Here is a 17,915-nt window from a genome sequence, read left to right as displayed (position 1 = left end):
GCGCTCCTCCTCCTTCGCTGCCGCGACGAGGCCTGACACAACGGCCCACCTCGTCGCGGAGTCCGTCGTGGCCGCACACTCCACCACACGACGAAAGTGCGACACCATGCAGAACACCCAGCGCCCCTCCGGGATGCCGATCCACAAGTACGTCCCCTTCCACGAGCAGATCTCGGTCGAGCTGCCGGACCGCACCTGGCCGACGAAGCGCATCGACAAGGCGCCGCGCTGGTGCGCCGTGGACCTCCGCGACGGCAACCAGGCCCTCATCGACCCGATGGACGCCGAGCGCAAGCGCGCGATGTTCGACCTCCTCGTGCGGATGGGCTACAAGGAGATCGAGGTCGGATTCCCGAGCGCCTCGCAGACCGACTTCGACTTCGTCCGGAGCCTCATCGACGAGGGCGCCATCCCCGACGACGTCACCATCCAGGTCCTGACCCAGGCGCGTGAGCACCTCATCCAGCGCACCTACGAGGCGATCGACGGCGCGAAGCAGGCCATCGTCCACCTGTACAACTCGACGTCGATCGTCCAGCGCGAGGTCGTGTTCCGCACCGACGTGCAGGGCGTCGTCGACATCGCGGTGGCCGGAGCGAAGCTGTGCAAGGCGGCGGAGGCGACGCTGCAGCACGACACGACGGTCTACTACGAGTACTCGCCGGAGTCCTACACGGGCACCGAGCTCGAGGTCGCGCTGCAGATCTGCAACGCCGTGCTCGAGGTGTTCGAGCCCACCCCGGAGCGCAAGGTCATCATCAACCTGCCGGCCACGGTCGAGATGGCGACGCCGAACGTCTACGCCGACTCGATCGAGTGGATGTCCCGGAACCTGGCGCACCGGCAGGACGTGATCCTGTCGCTGCACCCGCACAACGACCGCGGCACCGCCGTCGCCGCGGCGGAGCTCGGCTACATGGCCGGCGCCGACCGCATCGAGGGCTGCCTGTTCGGCAACGGTGAGCGCACCGGCAACGTGGACCTGGTCGCACTCGGCATGAACCTCTTCACGCAGGGCATCGACCCGGAGATCTCCTTCGCGGACATCGACCAGATCAAGCGCACGGTCGAGTACTGCAACCAGCTGCCGGTCCCGGAGCGTCAGCCGTGGGCGGGCGACCTCGTCTACACGGCGTTCAGCGGTTCCCACCAGGACGCGATCAACAAGGGCTTCGACGCGATGAAGGCCAAGGCGGCCGCCGCGGGCAAGACCGTCGACGAGGTCGAGTGGGCCGTGCCGTACCTGCCCGTCGACCCGAAGGACATCGGCCGCTCGTACGAGGCCGTCATCCGCGTCAACTCCCAGTCGGGCAAGGGCGGCGTCGCGTACCTCCTCAAGACCGACCACGCGATCGACCTGCCGCGCAAGCTGCAGATCGAGTTCTCCGGAGTCGTGCAGCAGCGCACCGACACCGAGGGCGGCGAGTTCAGCTCCGACAAGATCTGGGACCTGTTCCGCGACGAGTACCTGCCGTCCCCGGTCGACGAGGACAAGTGGGGCCGCTACGAGATCACGAAGACGGCGACCTCGAGCGACTTCGAGGGCACCACGAACCTGTCGGTCGCGATGCGCGTCGACGAGGGTGCCGTCACCGCCGAAGCCGTCGGCACGGGCCCGATCGACGCGTTCCTCTCGGTGATGCGCGAGCAGGGCGTCGACGTCACGCTGTACGACTACTCGGAGCACACGATGAGCGCCTCGGGTGACGCCAAGGCCGCGTCCTACGTCGAGCTCGACGTGGACGGTGTGCGGCTCTGGGGCGTCGGGATCGACGCCGACATCGCGACGGCGTCGCTCAAGGCGATCGTCTCCGCGGTGAACCGTGCGGTGCGCGCCGGGGCCGCCTCCGGCGCGTCCCCGGAGCTCGTCTCCGCGTAGCCAGCTGCTCGGTCGCGTGCACCGAACGCGACCACGGCCGGGAGGCTCGGTGCGCGTCCGACGCGCGCCGAGCCTCCCGGCGGGGTTGCGTTCCCACCTCCCAGCGTCGCGTTGGTGGGTGGTTTCGTGCGTAGGGGGTCGGAACTTCCGACCCCTACGCCCGATTCGACTGCCCACGCGCGAAACAGCCCACCAGCCACCACCCACCCACCGCCCAGCCCACCGACACCCCACCGCCCGCGCGCGCGGCACGCGGTGTCGGGGGACCGGGGGATACTGGGGGGATGCCGCTCTACCGGGACGAATGTGTCGTGCTCCGCACCCACAAGCTCGGGGAAGCCGACCGCATCGTCACGATGCTCAGCCGGCAGCACGGCAAGATCCGCGCCGTCGCGAAGGGGGTCCGGCGCACCGCGTCGAAGTTCGGCTCCCGGCTCGAGCCGTTCATGGTCGTGGACGCCCAGTTCTACGAGGGCCGCTCGCTCGACATCGTCACGCAGGCCGAGTCCCTCGGGTCGTACGGGGCGCAGATCGTCGCGGACTACAGCGCGTACACCGCCGCGAGCGCCATGGTCGAGACCGCGGACCGCCTGAGCGAGGCGGACGCGGGGCTCCAGCAGTACCTGCTGCTCGTCGGCGCGCTCCGCTCCCTGTCCCGCAGCGAGCACGTCCCCTCCGCCACGCTCGACTCGTACCTGCTGCGCGCGATGAGCATCGCGGGCTGGGCGCCCTCGTTCTCGGACTGCGCGGTGACCGGGGAGCCCGGGCCGCACTCGGCGTTCGTCGTGCAGCTCGGTGGGGTCGTGGCGGACGGTGCAGCGCCTCCCGGCTCGCCGCGGCTCGACTTCGCGACGCTCTCGATCCTCGGGTCGCTGCTCGCCGGCGACTGGGCCACGGTCGACTCGGCGGACGAACGCACCAGGTCGCGTGCCTCCGGCGTGGTCGCGGCCTACGCCCAGTGGCACCTGGAACGATCGCTGAAGTCGCTGCCGCACGTCGACCGTACGGAACACCCGGCGGCGGTGCCGACGCACGGCCCCGGGCACGACCCGGTCGCGGCGACGGCCCGCGCGGTCGCGGCGACTCCAGCACCACCCCTCCCGGACCACGACCTCGAGCCGGGCAGAGCCGAAGGAACGCCCACCGCATGAGCCCCCGCCGATCCGACGCCGCCGAGCCGTTCCGGCCGATCGACTGGACCGGCGAGACGCCGCCGGCGATCCCGCAGCGGTTCGTGCCCGAACACGTCGCGATCGTGATGGACGGCAACGGCCGGTGGGCGAACGGCCGCGGTCTGACGCGCATCGAGGGGCACAAGGCGGGCGAGGCATCGCTCCTCGACGTCGTCGCCGGTGCGATCCAGATCGGCGTGAAGCACGTGTCCGCGTACGCGTTCTCGACGGAGAACTGGAAGCGCTCCCCGGAAGAAGTGCGGTTCCTGATGGGCTTCAACCGCGACGTGATCCGTCGTCGGCGTGACCAGCTGAACGAGTGGGGCGTGCGGGTGCGGTGGGCCGGGCGGCGTCCGCGGCTGTGGCGGAGCGTCATCGAGGAACTCGAGGTCGCCGAGCGGATGACGGCGGGCAACGACGTCCTGACCCTGACGATGTGCGTCAACTACGGCGGCCGGAACGAGATCGCCGACGCGGTGCGCTCGCTGGCCGAGGACGTCGCCGCGGGGAAGCTCAAGCCGAGCCAGGTGACCGAGAAGGCCATCGCGAAGCGGCTCTACGTGCCCGAGATGCCGGACGTCGACCTGTTCCTCAGGAGCTCGGGGGAGCAGCGGACCAGCAACTTCCTGCTGTGGCAGTCGGCGTACGCGGAGATGGTGTTCCTCGACCGGCTGTGGCCGGACTTCCGGCGCACCGACCTCTGGGGCGCGGTGGAGCAGTACGCCCGGCGCGACCGGCGCTTCGGCGGTGCGGTCGACACGCCGACCGCGTAGCGCACGGGCACGTCGCCGCCCCTGACCGGGCGGACGGCGAGCCGCGCGTCAGGCGAGCAGGGCGGCGGCGGCGCGCACGGCGTCCAGCGTCGCGCGGACGCTCGGGACGCGCTCGGCTCCGCGGGCGACGACGACCTCGACGCGGCGGGCCAGGTCCTCGTCGACCGGGTCGATCGACACGCCCGCCGGGATGACCGTCGTCGCGAGCGCCAACCGGGGGAGCAGCGCCACCCCGAGCCCGGCGGCGACGAGTCCCACGACGGCGGCGGCGTTGTCGGTCTCGAGCACGATGTCCGGCGTGAACCCGGCGGTTGCGCACGAGGCGAGGAGGTGCCCACGGCAGCGCGGGCACCCGCCGATCCAGCGCGCGCCACGCTGGGACGCGAGGTCGACGACCGTGGTGCCGGCCACGGAGGAAGCCGGACCGGCGGCGCGGACGTGATCCGGGCCTCCAGGCCGAACGGACGCGACGGACGCGACGGACGCACCGGACGCGACGGACGCGACGGACGCCCCGGACGCACCGGACGCGACGGACCCACCGGACGGCACCGCCGCGACGGGCGTGACCAGCGCGAGCGGGTCCCGACCGAGCGCCCGCGTCACGAGCGCCGGGTCCGGCACCGCCGCCACCTCGTCCCCGACGTAGGTGAACGTCAGCGCCACGTCGACCTCCCCGCGCCGCAGCAGGTCGAGCGCCTCGGGCGGCTCGACCTCGACGTAGGAGGTGCTGAGCCCCGGCACCGACACCGCGAGCGACGCCAGCACGGCGGGCACGAGCGTCGAGGAGGCGCTCGGGAACCCGGCGATCCGCACCCGCCCCCGGGTGAGCCCGCCGATCGCGTCGAGGTCCTCGCGCGCTGCCGTCAACGCGGCGTGCACGTGCAGGGCGTGGTCGGCGAGGACGACCCCCGCCTCGGTGAGCGTCACGCCGCGCGCCCCGCGGAGCACGAGCGTGTGCCCGAGTCGTTGTTCGGCGCGCTGCAGCAGCTGGCTGACGGCGGGCTGGCTGTAGCCGAGCGCCGCGGCGGCCCCGGTGATCGACCCGGCGTCGGCCACGGCGCGGAGCACGCGGAGGAGTTGCGGGTCGAGGTCGGACACAACGCGATGTTATGGCACTGCGAACCAAGCTGTCCTGGTGTGATGGTCGCGAGCGGAACACCATGGCCGCATGGACTCCTACGTCGACGGCCACGGGTACCTCGCCGCCTGCACCGCCGGGCTCCCGACGCACGGCACGCTCGCCGCGATGCGCGCCGACCTCGACGAGTGGGGCGGCGCGGCGTCGAGCCCGACCCGGTACGGCGCCCTGGTCGAGGAGGGCCGCGCCCTCTTCGCCCGGATCGTCGGCGTCCCGGCCGAGCTCGTCGCGACGGGCTCGCAGACCTCCGCGATGACCGCCGTCGTCGCCGCGGCACTGCCGGACGGCGCGGAGGTCCTCGTGCCGGACGGCGACTTCAGCTCGATCGTGTTCCCGTTCCTCGCCCAGGCGCACCGCGGGATCCGCGTGCGGAGCGTCCCGCTCGACGCCCTGGCCGGCAGCGTGCACGCCGACACGGCACTCGTCGCCTGGTCCGCCGTGCAGTCCGCCACCGGAGCGGTCGCCGACTCCGCCGCGATCGTCACGGCGGCGCGCGCGGCCGGGGCCCGCACGCTCTGCGACCTGACCCAGGCCGCCGGCGTCCTGCCGGTCTCCGCGGCTCCCTTCGACGTCACGGTCACGCACGCGTACAAGTGGCTGTGCGCCCCGCGCGGCGTCGCCTTCATGACGGTCTCCCCGTCGGCGCTCGCCTGGCTCCGGCCGGTGCAGGCCGGCTGGTACGCCGGCGAGGACGTCTGGTCCTCCTGCTACGGCCCCGCGATGCGACTCGCCGAGGACGCCCGCCGGTTCGACGTCTCCCCGGCCTGGCAGGCCTGGCCCGGCGCGGTCGCCGCCCTGCGGCACGTCGCGTCCCTCGACACGGCATCGGCCTGGAGGCACGCCACGCGTCTCGCGGACCGGCTCGCCGTCGCGATGGGGTCGCCCCCGCGGGCCCAGGCCATCGTGACCTTCCCGGACGCGTCCGGTGCGGGGCTGGCGGCGCTCGGCGCTGCCGGGATCACGGCGTCGGGGCGGGCGGGGCGGCTGCGGCTCGCGTTCCACCACTGGAACGACGAGTCCGACGTGGACGCCGTCGTCGCCGTGCTCTCCCGTTAGTCTGGCCGGGTACGTTTTTCGCACCGGGCATCCAGCTCGGCGACCTGATGGAGTTCTCCTTGGCTCAGCCCTCCCGTCTCGACTCGGTCATCGCCCTCGCCAAAGGCCGTGGGTTCGTCTTCCAGTCGGGTGAGATCTACGGCGGTTCCCGGTCCGCCTGGGACTACGGGCCCCTCGGTGTGGAGCTGAAGGAGAACATCAAGCGGCAGTGGTGGCAGCGGTTCGTCCGCGGCCGTGGCGACATGGTCGGCCTCGACTCCGCCGTGATCCTGCCCCGCAAGGTGTGGGAGGCCTCCGGCCACGTCGCGACCTTCACCGACCCACTGGTCGAGTGCCTGCACTGCCACCACCGCTTCCGCGAGGACCACCTCATCGACGCCTTCGTGGCGAAGAAGGGCCGCCAGCCCGAGGGCGGCATGGCGGAGATCGCCTGCTCGAACTGCGGTACCCGCGGCCAGTGGACCGAGCCCCGCGAGTTCTCCGGGATGCTCAAGACCTACCTCGGCCCGGTCGAGTCCGAAGAGGGCCTGAACTTCCTCCGTCCGGAGACCGCACAGGGCATCTTCGTCGACTTCGCGCAGGTCGTCACGACGAGCCGGATGAAGCCCCCGTTCGGCATCGGCCAGGTCGGCAAGGCGTTCCGCAACGAGATCACGCCCGGCAACTTCATCTTCCGCACGCGCGAGTTCGAGCAGATGGAGATCGAGTACTTCGTGCCGCCGGCCTCGGCCGAGGAACACTACGAGCAGTGGATCGCCGACTCGGTCGCCTGGTACACGGACCTCGGCATCGACCCGGAGAACCTCCGCCGCTTCGACGTCCCGGACGGGGAGCGCGCGCACTACTCCGACGCCACCGCCGACATCGAGTACCGCTTCGGCTTCCAGGGCTCCGAGTGGGGCGAGCTCATGGGTGTCGCGAACCGCACCGACTTCGACCTCAACAACCACATCGAGGCGTCCGGCAAGGACCTCCGGTTCTTCGACCAGGCCGCCAACGAGAAGTACGTGCCGTACGTCATCGAGCCGTCGTTCGGCCTGACCCGTGCGCTGATGGCGTTCCTGCTCGACGCGTACCACGAGGACGAGGCCCCGAACGCGAAGGGCGGCGTCGACAAGCGCACCGTTCTGCGCCTCGACCCGCGTCTGGCCCCGGTCAAGGCCGCGGTGCTGCCGCTGTCCCGCAACGAGCAGCTCTCGCCCGTCGCCCGCGGTCTCGCCGACGACCTCCGGAAGACCTGGAACGTCGACTTCGACGACGCCGGCGCGATCGGCCGTCGCTACCGTCGCCACGACGAGATCGGCACGCCGTTCTGCATCACGGTGGACTTCGACACGCTCGAGGACAAGGCCGTGACGGTGCGCGAGCGCGACACGATGAGCCAGGAGCGCGTGTCGCTCGACCAGCTGCAGGGCTACCTCGCCGCCCGACTCATCGGCGCGTAGTCACGCCAGTCCGACGCGGCCGTGTCCCCGGGAATGCCGGGGGCACGGCCGCGTTGTCGTTGAGCATGAGCGACAGCGTCATCAACGACAGCGGCAGCAACGACAGCGTGAAGGTCGATGTCTGGTCCGACATCGCCTGTCCCTGGTGCTACATCGGCAAGCGGAAGTTCGAGGCCGGCGTCGCCGCGTTCGGCGGGCCCGTCGAGGTCGAGTACCACTCCTTCGAGCTGAGCCCGGACACACCCGTCGACTTCGAGGGCACCGAGGCGGAGTTCCTCTCCGGCCACAAGGGCATGCCCGTCGACCAGGCGCAGCAGATGCTCGACCAGGTCACCGCGATCGCCGCATCGGTCGGTCTCGACTACGACTTCGAGTCGATGCACCACACCAACACCGTGCAGGCACACCAGGTCATCCACCTCGCGAAGGAGCACGGCAGGCAGCTCGAGATGGTCGAGCGGCTGTTCGCGGCGTACTTCGAGCGCGGTGAGCACGTCGGGCAGGAGTCCTCGCTGGCGGACCTGGCTGCGGAGATCGGGCTCGACCGCGACGAGGTGCTCGCCACCCTGCGCGACGACGCGAAGCTCGCGGATGTCCGGGCCGACCAGGCGCAGGCGCAGGCGTACGGCATCAACGGCGTGCCGTTCTTCGTGATCGACGGCAAGTACGGCGTCTCCGGCGCGCAGGACCCGGCCGCGTTCGAGCAGGTGCTGCGCCAGGTCGTCGAACTGCGGGAGCAGCCCGCGGACGTGGAGGCGACCCGATGACGGACCTCGACGTGCGTGGCGGGGCCACGCCGGGCCTCCAGGCGGTACAGCCCGGCACCGGTCTGGAGGCTGTCCCGGGCCTGGTCCCGCTGCTCACCGGGGGTGCAGCACCGGTCTGCGAGGGCGACTCGTGCTTCGTGCCGGGCGCCGAGGGTGACTGGTCCGAGGTCCCGGACTAGGTCACTCGCCTAGGCGCGCGCGGGTTCCTCGTCTAGGCGCGCGCGGGTTCCTCGTCGGTGATGTCGGCGACCGTCGCGCCGTAGGCGGCGATGAGGTCGTCGGCGTCGACGAAGGCGCTCGCGCCGTGCCGGCCGGCGCCGAGGGCGACCCGGCGGCCGACGATGCGCTCGTCGGCGAAGACCGGCAGGTCGCCGGTCGCGCCGATCGGGGTGATCGTGCCGCGTTCGTAGCCGGAGGCCTCGAGCGCGGTGGCGGCGTCGGGCATCGAGAGCTTGTTGACACCGACCAGGGTGCGGAGCTTCTTCCACGCGATGCTGCGGCCGCCAGGCACCAGCGCGAGGACGAAGTCGCCGTCGTGGCGCTTCACGACGAGCGTCTTCACGATGTCGCCCGGGCTGATCCCGAGGAGGTCCGCCGCCTCGGCGAGGGAGTTCGCGGCGGGACGTTCGACCACCTCGACGCGCAGTCCTCGGGCTGCGGCGTCGGCGTCGAACCGGGCGATGGGGTCGGTCGTCATGTGGAGAACGCTACCGGCGCGTGCCGACGTGGGAGAATGGAGACCGTATGACCATCACACAAGCCCCCCGGAAGCCCCTGCGCATCGGCCCGATCGAGGTCGATGTGCCGGTCGTGCTCGCGCCGATGGCGGGCATCACGAACATGGCGTACCGCCGGCTCTGCCGCGAGTACGGCGCCGGTCTGTACGTCTGCGAGATGATCACCTCGCGCGCGCTCGTCGAACGGACGCCCGTGTCGATGCAGCTCATCCAGCACCACGAGTCCGAGACCCCGCGCTCCATCCAGCTCTACGGCGTCGAGCCGAACACCGTGGCCGAAGCGGCGACGATCCTCGTCGGCGAAGACCGTGCCGACCACATCGACCTGAACTTCGGGTGCCCGGTGCCGAAGGTGACGCGGAAGGGCGGGGGAGCGGCACTGCCGTGGAAGCTCGACCTCTTCAAGGACCTCGTCGAGAAGACGGTCCGCGCCGCCGGTGACGTCCCGGTCACGGTGAAGATGCGCAAGGGCATCGACGCCGACCACCTCACCTACCTCGACGCCGCCCGCATCGCGCGGGACGCCGGCGTCGCCGCGGTCTCGCTGCACGCCCGCACCGCGAACGAGCACTACTCGGGGCAGGCCGACTGGTCCGCCATCGCCACGCTGAAGGAAGCCGTCACCGACATCCCGGTGCTCGGCAACGGCGACATCTGGTCGGCGGCCGACGCACTCCGGATGGTCGACGAGACCGGCTGCGACGGTGTCGTCGTCGGGCGTGGATGCCTCGGACGGCCCTGGCTGTTCGGCGACCTCGCGGCGGCGTTCCGCGGTGAGGGCCTCCGCTACATGCCCTCGCTCGGCGAAGTGGCGGACGGGTTCCGTCGGCACGCCGAGCTGCTCGTCGAGTTCTTCGGGTCCGAAGAGCACGGCTGCCGCGACATCCGGAAGCACGTGGCCTGGTACTTCAAGGGGTACCCGATCGGCGGCGACGTCCGCTCCGGGCTCTCCATGGCCTCCTCGCTGCAGGAGATCGACGACCTGCTCGGCCAGCTCGACGCGGACGCCCCGTACCCGGGCGCCGACGCCGAGGGTCCCCGTGGCCGAGCCGGTCACCCGAAGCGGACGGCGCTGCCTGACCGCTGGCTCGAGACCCGCGACGTCGACGCCGAGTTCCGCAAGGTCCTCGCCGCCGCCGAACTGCACCACAGCGGCGGATGAGCGCCCTGTCGTCCTACGGCCCAGCCGACGCCGAACGCTGGCTCCCCGAAGAACACGGCAACCGCCGTTCGGACTTCGCGCGCGACCGTGCCCGGCTGCTGCACTCCAGTGCGCTCCGGCGCCTCGCCGCGAAGACCCAGGTGCTCAGCCCGACGACCGGGCTCGACTTCGCCCGGAACCGGCTCACCCACTCGCTCGAGGTGGCGCAGGTCGGCCGTGAACTCGCGGACTCGCTCGGGCTCGACCCCGACGTCGTCGACACGGCGTGCCTGGCGCACGACATCGGGCACCCGCCGTTCGGGCACAACGGCGAGACCGCGGTGAACGCCTGGGCCAGGGACATCGGCGGGTTCGAGGGGAACGCGCAGACGCTGCGGCTCCTCACCCGGCTCGAGCCGAAGGTGTACGGCGCCGGGGACCGCCCCTATGGCTTGAACCTCACCAGGGCGTCGCTCGACGCGTCGTGCAAGTACCCGTGGCCGGCGGCCCAGGGCGTGGCCGAGTCGTCGTCCGGACGCACCAAGTTCGGCTTCTACGACGACGACCACGCCGCGTTCGAGTGGCTCCGCGCCGGCGCTCCCCGACGGCAGCGCTGCATCGAGGCCCAGGTGATGGACCTCTCCGACGACATCGCCTACTCCGTCCACGACTTCGAAGACGCCGTCGTCGCCGGGTTCATCGACGTCGCCGCCCTCGGGGACCGCGTCGGTGAGAACGACATCGTGTCGGCCATGCACGCCTGGGTCGGGGACGACCTCAGCCGCGACGAACTGCTCGAGGCGTTCGACCGGCTCCGCGCCCTGCCGCTGTGGATGACCTCGTACGACGGCTCCCGTCGTGACGCCGCGCGGCTGAAGAACCTCACCTCGCAGCTCATCGGCCGCTTCGCCCGCACGGCGACCGCCGCCACCCGCCAGGCGTACGCATCCGGGTCACTCGTCCGGTTCGCCGCGTCGGTCGTCACCCCGCCGGAGATCATCGGCGAGATCGCGGTGCTCAAGGGCATCGTCGCGGCGTTCGTGATGACCCAGGGCGACCGGCAGCCCGTGTACGAAGAGCAGCGGCGCATCCTCACCGAGCTGCTCGACGCACTCGCGCACGGCGGGGACGCCGCGCTCGAGCCCGGGTTCGCCGCGGACTGGCGACAGGCGCAGGACGACACCGGGCGGCTCCGCGCCGTCGTCGACCAGGTCGCGAGCCTCACGGACCAGGGCGCCCTCGCATGGCACCGGCGGCTCGTGGTGGGGGAGCGGGAGACCGTCCACATCCCCGTCTGAGCGGTCGGCGGCGTCCCCGGTCCGAACTAAGATCGTGGGGTGGCTGGACTCATCGCGCGGAACGACATCGACGAGGTCCGCGCGCGCGTGAACATCGCCGACGTCGTCGGCGACTACGTCACGCTGAAGTCCGCCGGGGTGGGGTCCTTGAAGGGCCTGTGCCCGTTCCACGACGAGCGCTCCCCGTCCTTCCACGTCCGTCCCCAGGTCGGCCGGTACCACTGCTTCGGCTGCGGTGAAGACGGCGACGTCTTCAGTTTCATCATGAAGCAGGACCACACCACCTTCTCCGAAGCGGTGGAGCGGATGGCCGCGAAGATCGGCTTCACGCTCCACTACGAAGAAGGCGACGGGCCGCGCACCGACTACAACACCCGCGCCCGGCTGATCGCCGCGAACGAAGCCGCGCTGCAGTTCTACATCGCGCAGCTCACCACGCCGGCGGCCGATCCGGCACGACGCTTCCTCGGCGAACGCGGCTTCGACCCGTCGGCCGCGCAGCACTTCGGCGTCGGCTTCGCGCCGAAGTCGTTCGACGCGCTGAAGGACCACCTCAAGGGCCGCGGCTTCACGATGGAAGAACTCACGTCCGCGGGGCTCGTCAGCCAGGGGGACCGCTCCCCGTACGACCGCTTCCGCGGCCGCCTGATGTGGCCCATCCGCGACGTCACGGGTGCCACGATCGGCTTCGGCGCACGTCGTCTGCTCGAGGACGACAAGGGCCCGAAGTACCTGAACACCCCGGACACGCCGATCTACCACAAGAGCCAGGTGCTCTACGGCATCGACCTCGCCCGCCGCGACATCTCGAAGCAGAAGCAGGTCGTCATCGTCGAGGGGTACACCGACGTGATGGCGTGCCACCTCGCCGGGATCACGACCGCGGTGGCCACGTGCGGCACCTCGTTCGGCGTCGACCACATCAAGGTCCTCCGGCCGATGCTCGGCGACGTCGGTGGCGGCGACCCGAACGCCAACGGTGAGGTCGTCTTCACGTTCGACCCCGACGAAGCCGGGCAGCGTGCCGCTTCCCGCGCCTTCGCGGAAGAGCAGCGGTTCGCCGCGCAGACCTACGTGGCCGTGGCACCGGGTGGGCTCGACCCGTGCGACCTCCGGCTCGCCCGGGGCGACGACGCGATCCGGCGGCTGGTCACGAACAAGCGGCCGATGTTCGAGTTCATGATCCGGCGAACGCTCGACGGCCACGACCTCGAGACCGTCGAAGGGCGTGTCGCCGCGCTGCGGTCCGCCGCGCCGGTGCTCGCCGGGATCCGCGACCGCTCACTCACGCAGGGGTACGTCCGCGAACTCGCGGGGTGGCTCGGCATGGAGATGGCCGAGGTCCGACGGGCCGTCGACGGTGCGCGCCGTGCGTCCTCGTCGTCGGGGTCGTCGGGGTCGGGGTCGTCCTCCGGCGGTGGGCGCGGAGTCCCCGTCGGGCAGGCCGGACCCGGCGGGCAGATGGCCGCACCGCTCGACGAGCCCGTCGCGGGCATCCGATCGCTGCCGAACGACCCGATCACCCGGATGGAACGCGACGCCGTGATGGCGATGGTGCAGCAGCCGACCTCGGTCGGGGCGCCGCTCCTCGGGCTCGCCGCCGCGGCGACGTTCTCCGCGCCGATGCTCGCCGTCGTGCGGGACGCCGTGGTCGCCAACGTCGACGCGCTCGGACGGTCGGACTGGCTCGACCGCCTGACCTCGGACGTGCCGGCGCCGGTCCGTGGCCTCGTGTCGGAGCTCGCGCTCGCGCCGATCCCCGCGCGCAACGACGAGGACCTCGCGATCTACTGCCGGGGCATCGTCGTGGCGCTGGTCGAGCGGGACCTGCTCGCACGCAAGGCCTCGCTCCTCGGGCAGCTGCAGCGCGCGGACCCGAACGAGCACGCCGATCGTCGGGCGGACCTCCAGCGCCAGCTCGTCGACATCGACGCCCAGCGCATGCGCTTGCGCGCCGACGCCCAGGCGTCGTAGGCGCTGCGCTGCGCTGCCGCGCGCGGCCGCGCGGCCGCGCTCTGCGCGCTGCGCTGCGCTGCGCGCTGCCGCGCGCCGGAGTCGCACCGTGCGAGGTTCCGTACACCGTGGGAGCCGCCGGGCGCCGCACCGAGTACGGAACCTCGCACGCTGCGTGCGCCGGACCCGCGGCCTCGCACGGTGCGGGGCACGCGCCCCCTGCGCTCTGGACGTGTCCCCACGGCGGGCCGGGCGGGCGTGGCGGAGGTGGGTCGAGCCTCCAGGCCGCTGGAGGAGGGATCCGACGGCCCGGGCGCCGGTGAGATCGCACCTGGTGTCGCTTCGGCCGGCGGGACCCGACACGAAGTGCGATCTCACCGCACGGTCCGGCCTGCCCGCCGGCCTGCCCGCCGGCCGCCGGCCCGCCGGCCCGCCCGCCTGCCCGCCCGCCCGCCCGCCTGCCCGCCCGCCGGCCCGCCCGCCTGCCCGCCCGCCGGCCCGCCCGCCGGCCCGCCGGCCCGCCGGCCCGCGTGCGGCCGCGTTGCGGGACGCAACAAGCGTGCGCGGAGCGCCGCGCGTCGAGGCGGAATCATGCGTCACGCGCGGGACTCGTGCGTTACAGCGGTGTAACAAAACCGTCCCCGCCGAAGAAAGTTCCGTGGCAGGGTGTCTCTCAATGAGTGTCCCGGCCGGGCACACAGCAGTTCCACCGTCCGGCCCGGGGCTCCTGCAACCATGACCAGAGAGGCATCGGATATGGCATCCGTGACCAAGTGGGGCAAGCGCACGATCGCGCTCGGCGCCGGAGCAGCAGCGACGGCGCTGGTGCTCACCGGCTGCGCGGGCGGCAGCGGCTCGTCCACCACCGACCTGAACGGCCTGATCATCGGCACGACCGACTCGATCACGTCGCTCGACCCGGCCGGCTCGTACGACAACGGCTCGTTCGCCGTGCAGAACCAGGTGTTCCCCTTCCTGATGAACACCCCGGTCGGCAGCCCGGACGTCAAGCCGGACATCGCGACCAAGGGCGAGTTCACGAACCCGACGACCTACACGGTCACGCTCAAGAAGGGGCTCGAGTTCGCGAACGGCAACAAGCTCACCTCGAGCGACGTGAAGTTCTCGTTCAACCGTGAACTGAAGATCAACAACGAGAACGGCCCGCAGTCGCTGCTCGCCAACCTCAAGAGCATCGACACGCCGGACGCCACCACCGTGGTGTTCAACCTCGACCACGCGGACCAGACCTGGCCGCAGGTGCTGTCGAGCCCGGCCGGCCCGATCGTCGACGAGGACGTCTTCTCCGCCACGAAGCTCACCCCCGCGGCGGACATCGTCAAGGGCAACGCGTTCGCCGGTCAGTACGAGATCACCTCGTACAAGGAGAACCAGCTCATCCAGTACAAGGCGAACAGCAAGTACGACGGGCTGCTCGGCAAGGCGAAGACGAGCGAGGTGACGGCCAACTACTACACGAAGGAGACCGACCTCAAGCTCGCGGTCCAGAAGGGCGACGTCGACGTGGCGTACCGCTCCCTGACCCCGACGGACATCGCGTCGCTCCGCAAGGACGACAAGCTGACGGTCACGGACGGCCCCGGCGGCGAGATCCGCTACCTGGTCTTCAACTTCAAGTCCCAGCCCTTCGGCACCGGCCAGTCCGACGCCGACGCGAAGAAGGCCCTCGCGGTGCGCTCGGCCGTCGCGGACGTCGTCGACCGTGACGCGCTCGCGAAGGAGGTCTACAACAACACGTACACGCCGCTGTACTCGATGGTGCCGGACGGCCTCACGGGTGCCGCGACGCCGTTCAAGTCGCTCTACGGCGACGGCAACGGCGCCCCGGACGTCGACAAGGCCAAGAAGGCCCTCAGCGACGCCGGTGTCTCCGGCAAGGTCCAGCTCGACATCCAGTACGCACCGGACCACTACGGTTCGGCGTCGGACGACGAGTACGCGCTCCTCAAGACGCAGCTCGAGAAGTCGGGCCTGTTCACCGTGAACATCCAGTCGACGGTCTACACGACCTACGCCCAGGAGCGCACGAAGGACTCGTACCCGGAGTACCAGCTCGGTTGGTTCCCGGACTTCTCGGACGCGGACAACTACCTGTCGCCGTTCTTCACGAAGGAGAACTTCGTGCAGAACCACTACGACGACAGCGTGATCCAGGACCTCATCGCCCAGGAGCAGGCGGAGTCCGACCCGACCAAGCGTGCGGACCTCATCGAGCAGGCCCAGCAGCGTGAGGCGACGCAGATCTCCACGCTGCCGCTGCTGCAGGGCAAGTCCGTGGCGGTCGCGAGCAAGGACGTCAAGGGCCTCAAGCTCGACGCCTCGTTCAAGTTCCGGTACGCGACGCTCAGCAAGTAACCCGACGAACGACAGGGGGCGCTCCCACGAGGGGCGCCCCCTGTCGGCGTCATCCGAAAGGCACCCATCCCGTGACCCTCACGAACCCCGAGGCGATCGACACGGAGCCCACGAAGCCACAGGCACAGCGACGTGCCAACGGCGGCGGCGGCATCGGTCGGTACATCCTCATCCGCTTCCTCCTCATCTTCCCGACCGTCTTCATCCTGGTGACGCTCGTGTTCTTCCTGATGCGCATCATCGGGAACCCGATCGTCGCCTCGGTCGGCGGTCGGCTCACCCAGGCGCAGCTGCAGGAACGCCTGCACGCCGCCGGGTACGACCGGCCGGTCATCGTCCAGTACCTGGAGTACCTCGGCAACATCGCCCGCGGTGACTTCGGGACGACGGCGACGGACCACCGCCCGATCACCGAGATCATCGTCACGTACGGCGGTGCCACGGCGGAGCTCGTCTTCTACGCGCTCATCGTCGCGCTCGTGCTCGGCATCCCGCTCGGCATGCTCGCCGCGTACCTGCGCGACAAGTGGCCGGACGTGCTCCTCCGCGCGCTGGCGATCCTGACCTACGCGACCCCGGTGTTCTTCGGCGGTCTGCTCATGAAGCTCGTGTTCTCGGTGTGGCTCGGGTGGCTGCCGCTCGGCGACCGGGCATCGACGCGTGTGGAGCTGGCGCTCGACCAGGTCCCCGGCGCGACGGGCATCTACATCATCGACGCGCTCCGCACGGGCAACGGCCAGATCATCGGCGACGTCCTGCTGCACGCGGTGCTGCCCGCGCTGACGCTGGGCCTGCTGACCGCCGGCATCTTCCTGCGCCTGGTGCGCGCCAACATGATCGGCTCGCTCGGCTCGGAGTACGTCGACGCCGCCCGGTCCCGCGGCGTCCGCGAGTCCCGGCTGGTCCGGACCCACGCGTTCCGTCCGGCGCTCGTCCCGATCATCACGGTGATGGGGCTCCAGATCGCCATGCTGCTCGGCGGCTCGGTCCTCACCGAGACCACGTTCGGCTGGCGCGGGCTCGGCTTCGAGCTCAACCAGTACCTGTCGGCCCGTGACTTCGTCGCGGTCCAGGGCATCGTCGCGATGCTCGCGGTGATCGTGGCGGTGACGAACTTCGTCGTCGACGTGGTCGCGGCCCTGATCGACCCGAGAGTGAGGTTCTGAACATGTCCGACACCACACTCGTCGACCGTCACGAGCCGCTGTGGAAGCGCCTGCCCGTCGTCGTCCAGCTGCGCCGGAGCACCGGGTGGCAGCGCGCGATGCTCATCGTCGGCGTGGTCATCTGCGCCGTCTACCTCATCGTCGCGGTGTTCGCTCCGCTCATCGCCCCGTACGGCTTCGGCCAGCTGCAGGGTGACGACGGCGTGAGCTTCCCGCGCACCGGCGCCCCGAGTCCCGAGCACATCTGGGGCACGACCGTCGGCGGCTTCGACGTGTTCAGCCGCGTCGTGTTCGGTACCCGGACCGCCGTCCTCGTCGTCATCGTGGCGGTCATCGTCTCGATCATCATCGGCGTGCTGCTCGGCATGGTCTCCGGCTACATCGGCGGGTGGCTCGACCGGGTCCTCGTCGTGGTCGCGGACGCGATCTACGCGTTCCCGTCGCTGCTCCTGGCGATCGTCGTCTCGATCGTCGTCTCCGGCGGCAACTCGAGCTACTACGGCGGCATCACGGCGGCGGCGATCTCGATCACCGTGGTCTACGTGCCGCAGTACTTCCGCGTGGTCCGTGCCGAGGCGGTCCGGCTGAAGAACGACGCGTTCGTCGAGTCGGCTCGCGTGATGGGCACGAACCCGTGGCGGATCATGACGCGGCACGTGCTCCGGAACTCGACCCGTTCGCTGCCGCTCATCCTGACGCTCAACGCCTCGGACGCGATCCTGACCCTGGCCGGCCTCGGCTTCCTCGGGTTCGGCATCGGCCCGACAGCGGGTGCCGAGTGGGGCTACGACCTCAGCCGCGCGCTGTCCGACGTCGCGTCCGGCGTCTGGTGGACCGGTGTCTACCCGGGTGTCGCGATCGTGGTCCTGGTCCTCGGGGTCACGTTCATCGGCGAGAGCCTCAACGACATCTCCGATCCCCGCCTGCGTGCGCGCCGGCGGCTGAAGCAGCTCGTGAGCACCCGCGACAAGCGTGGCACCACCGGAACGGAAGGGGCCGCAGCATGAGCAC

At 71.0% G+C, this 17,915-nt stretch carries 15 protein-coding genes; 13 read left to right on the top strand and 2 right to left on the bottom strand.

Annotation, left to right across the window (positions count from 1 at the left end; translation table 11 throughout):
• Window positions 1–106: 106 nt before the first annotated feature.
• The 3 genes from leuA to EDF27_RS12830 all read left to right on the top strand — a co-directional run bounded on the left by leuA (window position 107) and on the right by EDF27_RS12830 (window position 3,824).
• Window positions 107–1,879 (top strand): 2-isopropylmalate synthase, encoded by a 1,773-nt coding sequence (gene leuA, locus EDF27_RS12840; protein ID WP_123653143.1) that lies wholly within the window; start codon window positions 107–109, stop codon window positions 1,877–1,879.
• 284 nt (window positions 1,880–2,163) lie between these two features.
• Entirely contained in the window at window positions 2,164–3,030 is an 867-nt protein-coding gene (recO, locus tag EDF27_RS12835; protein WP_123653144.1) for a DNA repair protein RecO, read from the top strand.
• A complete protein-coding gene (locus EDF27_RS12830) occupies window positions 3,027–3,824 on the top strand; it encodes an isoprenyl transferase (RefSeq protein ID WP_123653145.1) in 798 nt (265 codons plus the stop codon). The genes recO and EDF27_RS12830 overlap by 4 nt, the downstream gene beginning before the upstream one ends.
• Window positions 3,825–3,872: 48 nt before the next feature.
• Here EDF27_RS12830 and EDF27_RS12825 read toward each other — a convergent pair whose 3' ends face one another.
• Window positions 3,873–4,925 (bottom strand): LysR substrate-binding domain-containing protein, encoded by a 1,053-nt coding sequence (locus EDF27_RS12825; protein ID WP_132049165.1) that lies wholly within the window; start codon window positions 4,923–4,925, stop codon window positions 3,873–3,875.
• 70 nt (window positions 4,926–4,995) lie between these two features.
• On the opposite strand from EDF27_RS12825, the gene EDF27_RS12820 reads away from it, so the two are divergent.
• The 4 genes from EDF27_RS12820 to EDF27_RS12805 all read left to right on the top strand — a co-directional run bounded on the left by EDF27_RS12820 (window position 4,996) and on the right by EDF27_RS12805 (window position 8,412).
• Window positions 4,996–6,021 carry an aminotransferase class V-fold PLP-dependent enzyme gene (locus EDF27_RS12820; RefSeq protein WP_132049163.1) on the top strand — a complete coding sequence of 342 codons (1,026 nt, stop codon included), beginning with the start codon at window positions 4,996–4,998 and terminating at the stop codon, window positions 6,019–6,021.
• A 59-nt stretch (window positions 6,022–6,080) separates the two neighbouring features.
• Window positions 6,081–7,466 carry a glycine--tRNA ligase gene (locus EDF27_RS12815; RefSeq protein WP_123653148.1) on the top strand — a complete coding sequence of 462 codons (1,386 nt, stop codon included), beginning with the start codon at window positions 6,081–6,083 and terminating at the stop codon, window positions 7,464–7,466.
• A gap of 65 nt (window positions 7,467–7,531) precedes the next feature.
• Complete coding sequence (locus EDF27_RS12810; protein ID WP_132049161.1) at window positions 7,532–8,233, top strand: DsbA family oxidoreductase; 702 nt, start codon at window positions 7,532–7,534, stop codon at window positions 8,231–8,233.
• A complete protein-coding gene (locus EDF27_RS12805; RefSeq protein ID WP_132049159.1) occupies window positions 8,230–8,412 on the top strand; it encodes a hypothetical protein in 183 nt (60 codons plus the stop codon). Before EDF27_RS12810 ends, EDF27_RS12805 begins: the two co-directional genes overlap by 4 nt.
• A gap of 32 nt (window positions 8,413–8,444) precedes the next feature.
• Here EDF27_RS12805 and EDF27_RS12800 read toward each other — a convergent pair whose 3' ends face one another.
• Complete coding sequence (locus EDF27_RS12800) at window positions 8,445–8,930, bottom strand: YbaK/EbsC family protein (RefSeq protein ID WP_123653152.1); 486 nt, start codon at window positions 8,928–8,930, stop codon at window positions 8,445–8,447.
• Between the two features lie 47 nt (window positions 8,931–8,977).
• Here EDF27_RS12800 and dusB point away from each other — a divergent pair, with 47 nt between their 5' ends.
• The 6 genes from dusB (at window position 8,978) to EDF27_RS12770 (ending at window position 17,911) form a co-directional block, all read left to right on the top strand.
• Window positions 8,978–10,132: a tRNA dihydrouridine synthase DusB gene (dusB, locus tag EDF27_RS12795; protein ID WP_123653153.1), complete on the top strand. Its 1,155-nt coding sequence runs from the start codon at window positions 8,978–8,980 to the stop codon at window positions 10,130–10,132.
• On the top strand, window positions 10,129–11,409 hold the full coding sequence (locus tag EDF27_RS12790; RefSeq protein WP_123653154.1) for a deoxyguanosinetriphosphate triphosphohydrolase: 1,281 nt from the start codon (window positions 10,129–10,131) through the stop codon (window positions 11,407–11,409). Before dusB ends, EDF27_RS12790 begins: the two co-directional genes overlap by 4 nt.
• 39 nt (window positions 11,410–11,448) lie before the next feature.
• Window positions 11,449–13,383, top strand: coding sequence for a DNA primase (dnaG, locus tag EDF27_RS12785; protein WP_132049157.1), 1,935 nt, complete (start codon window positions 11,449–11,451; stop codon window positions 13,381–13,383).
• A 735-nt stretch (window positions 13,384–14,118) separates the two neighbouring features.
• Window positions 14,119–15,738: an ABC transporter substrate-binding protein gene (locus EDF27_RS12780; RefSeq protein WP_123703992.1), complete on the top strand. Its 1,620-nt coding sequence runs from the start codon at window positions 14,119–14,121 to the stop codon at window positions 15,736–15,738.
• 95 nt (window positions 15,739–15,833) lie between these two features.
• Window positions 15,834–16,904, top strand: a complete 1,071-nt coding sequence (locus tag EDF27_RS12775) for an ABC transporter permease (RefSeq protein ID WP_243698359.1) — start codon at window positions 15,834–15,836, stop codon at window positions 16,902–16,904.
• 2 nt (window positions 16,905–16,906) lie between these two features.
• Window positions 16,907–17,911 (top strand): ABC transporter permease, encoded by a 1,005-nt coding sequence (locus EDF27_RS12770; protein ID WP_123653158.1) that lies wholly within the window; start codon window positions 16,907–16,909, stop codon window positions 17,909–17,911.
• The last annotated feature ends 4 nt before the right edge of the window (window positions 17,912–17,915 follow it).

Origin of the sequence: Curtobacterium sp. PhB136, from assembly GCF_004346855.1 — a bacterium.
In the GTDB taxonomy this organism is placed as follows: domain Bacteria; phylum Actinomycetota; class Actinomycetes; order Actinomycetales; family Microbacteriaceae; genus Curtobacterium.
The sequence above is the reverse complement of the archived record's forward strand: the minus strand, read 5'-3'. Positions and strand labels throughout refer to the sequence as shown.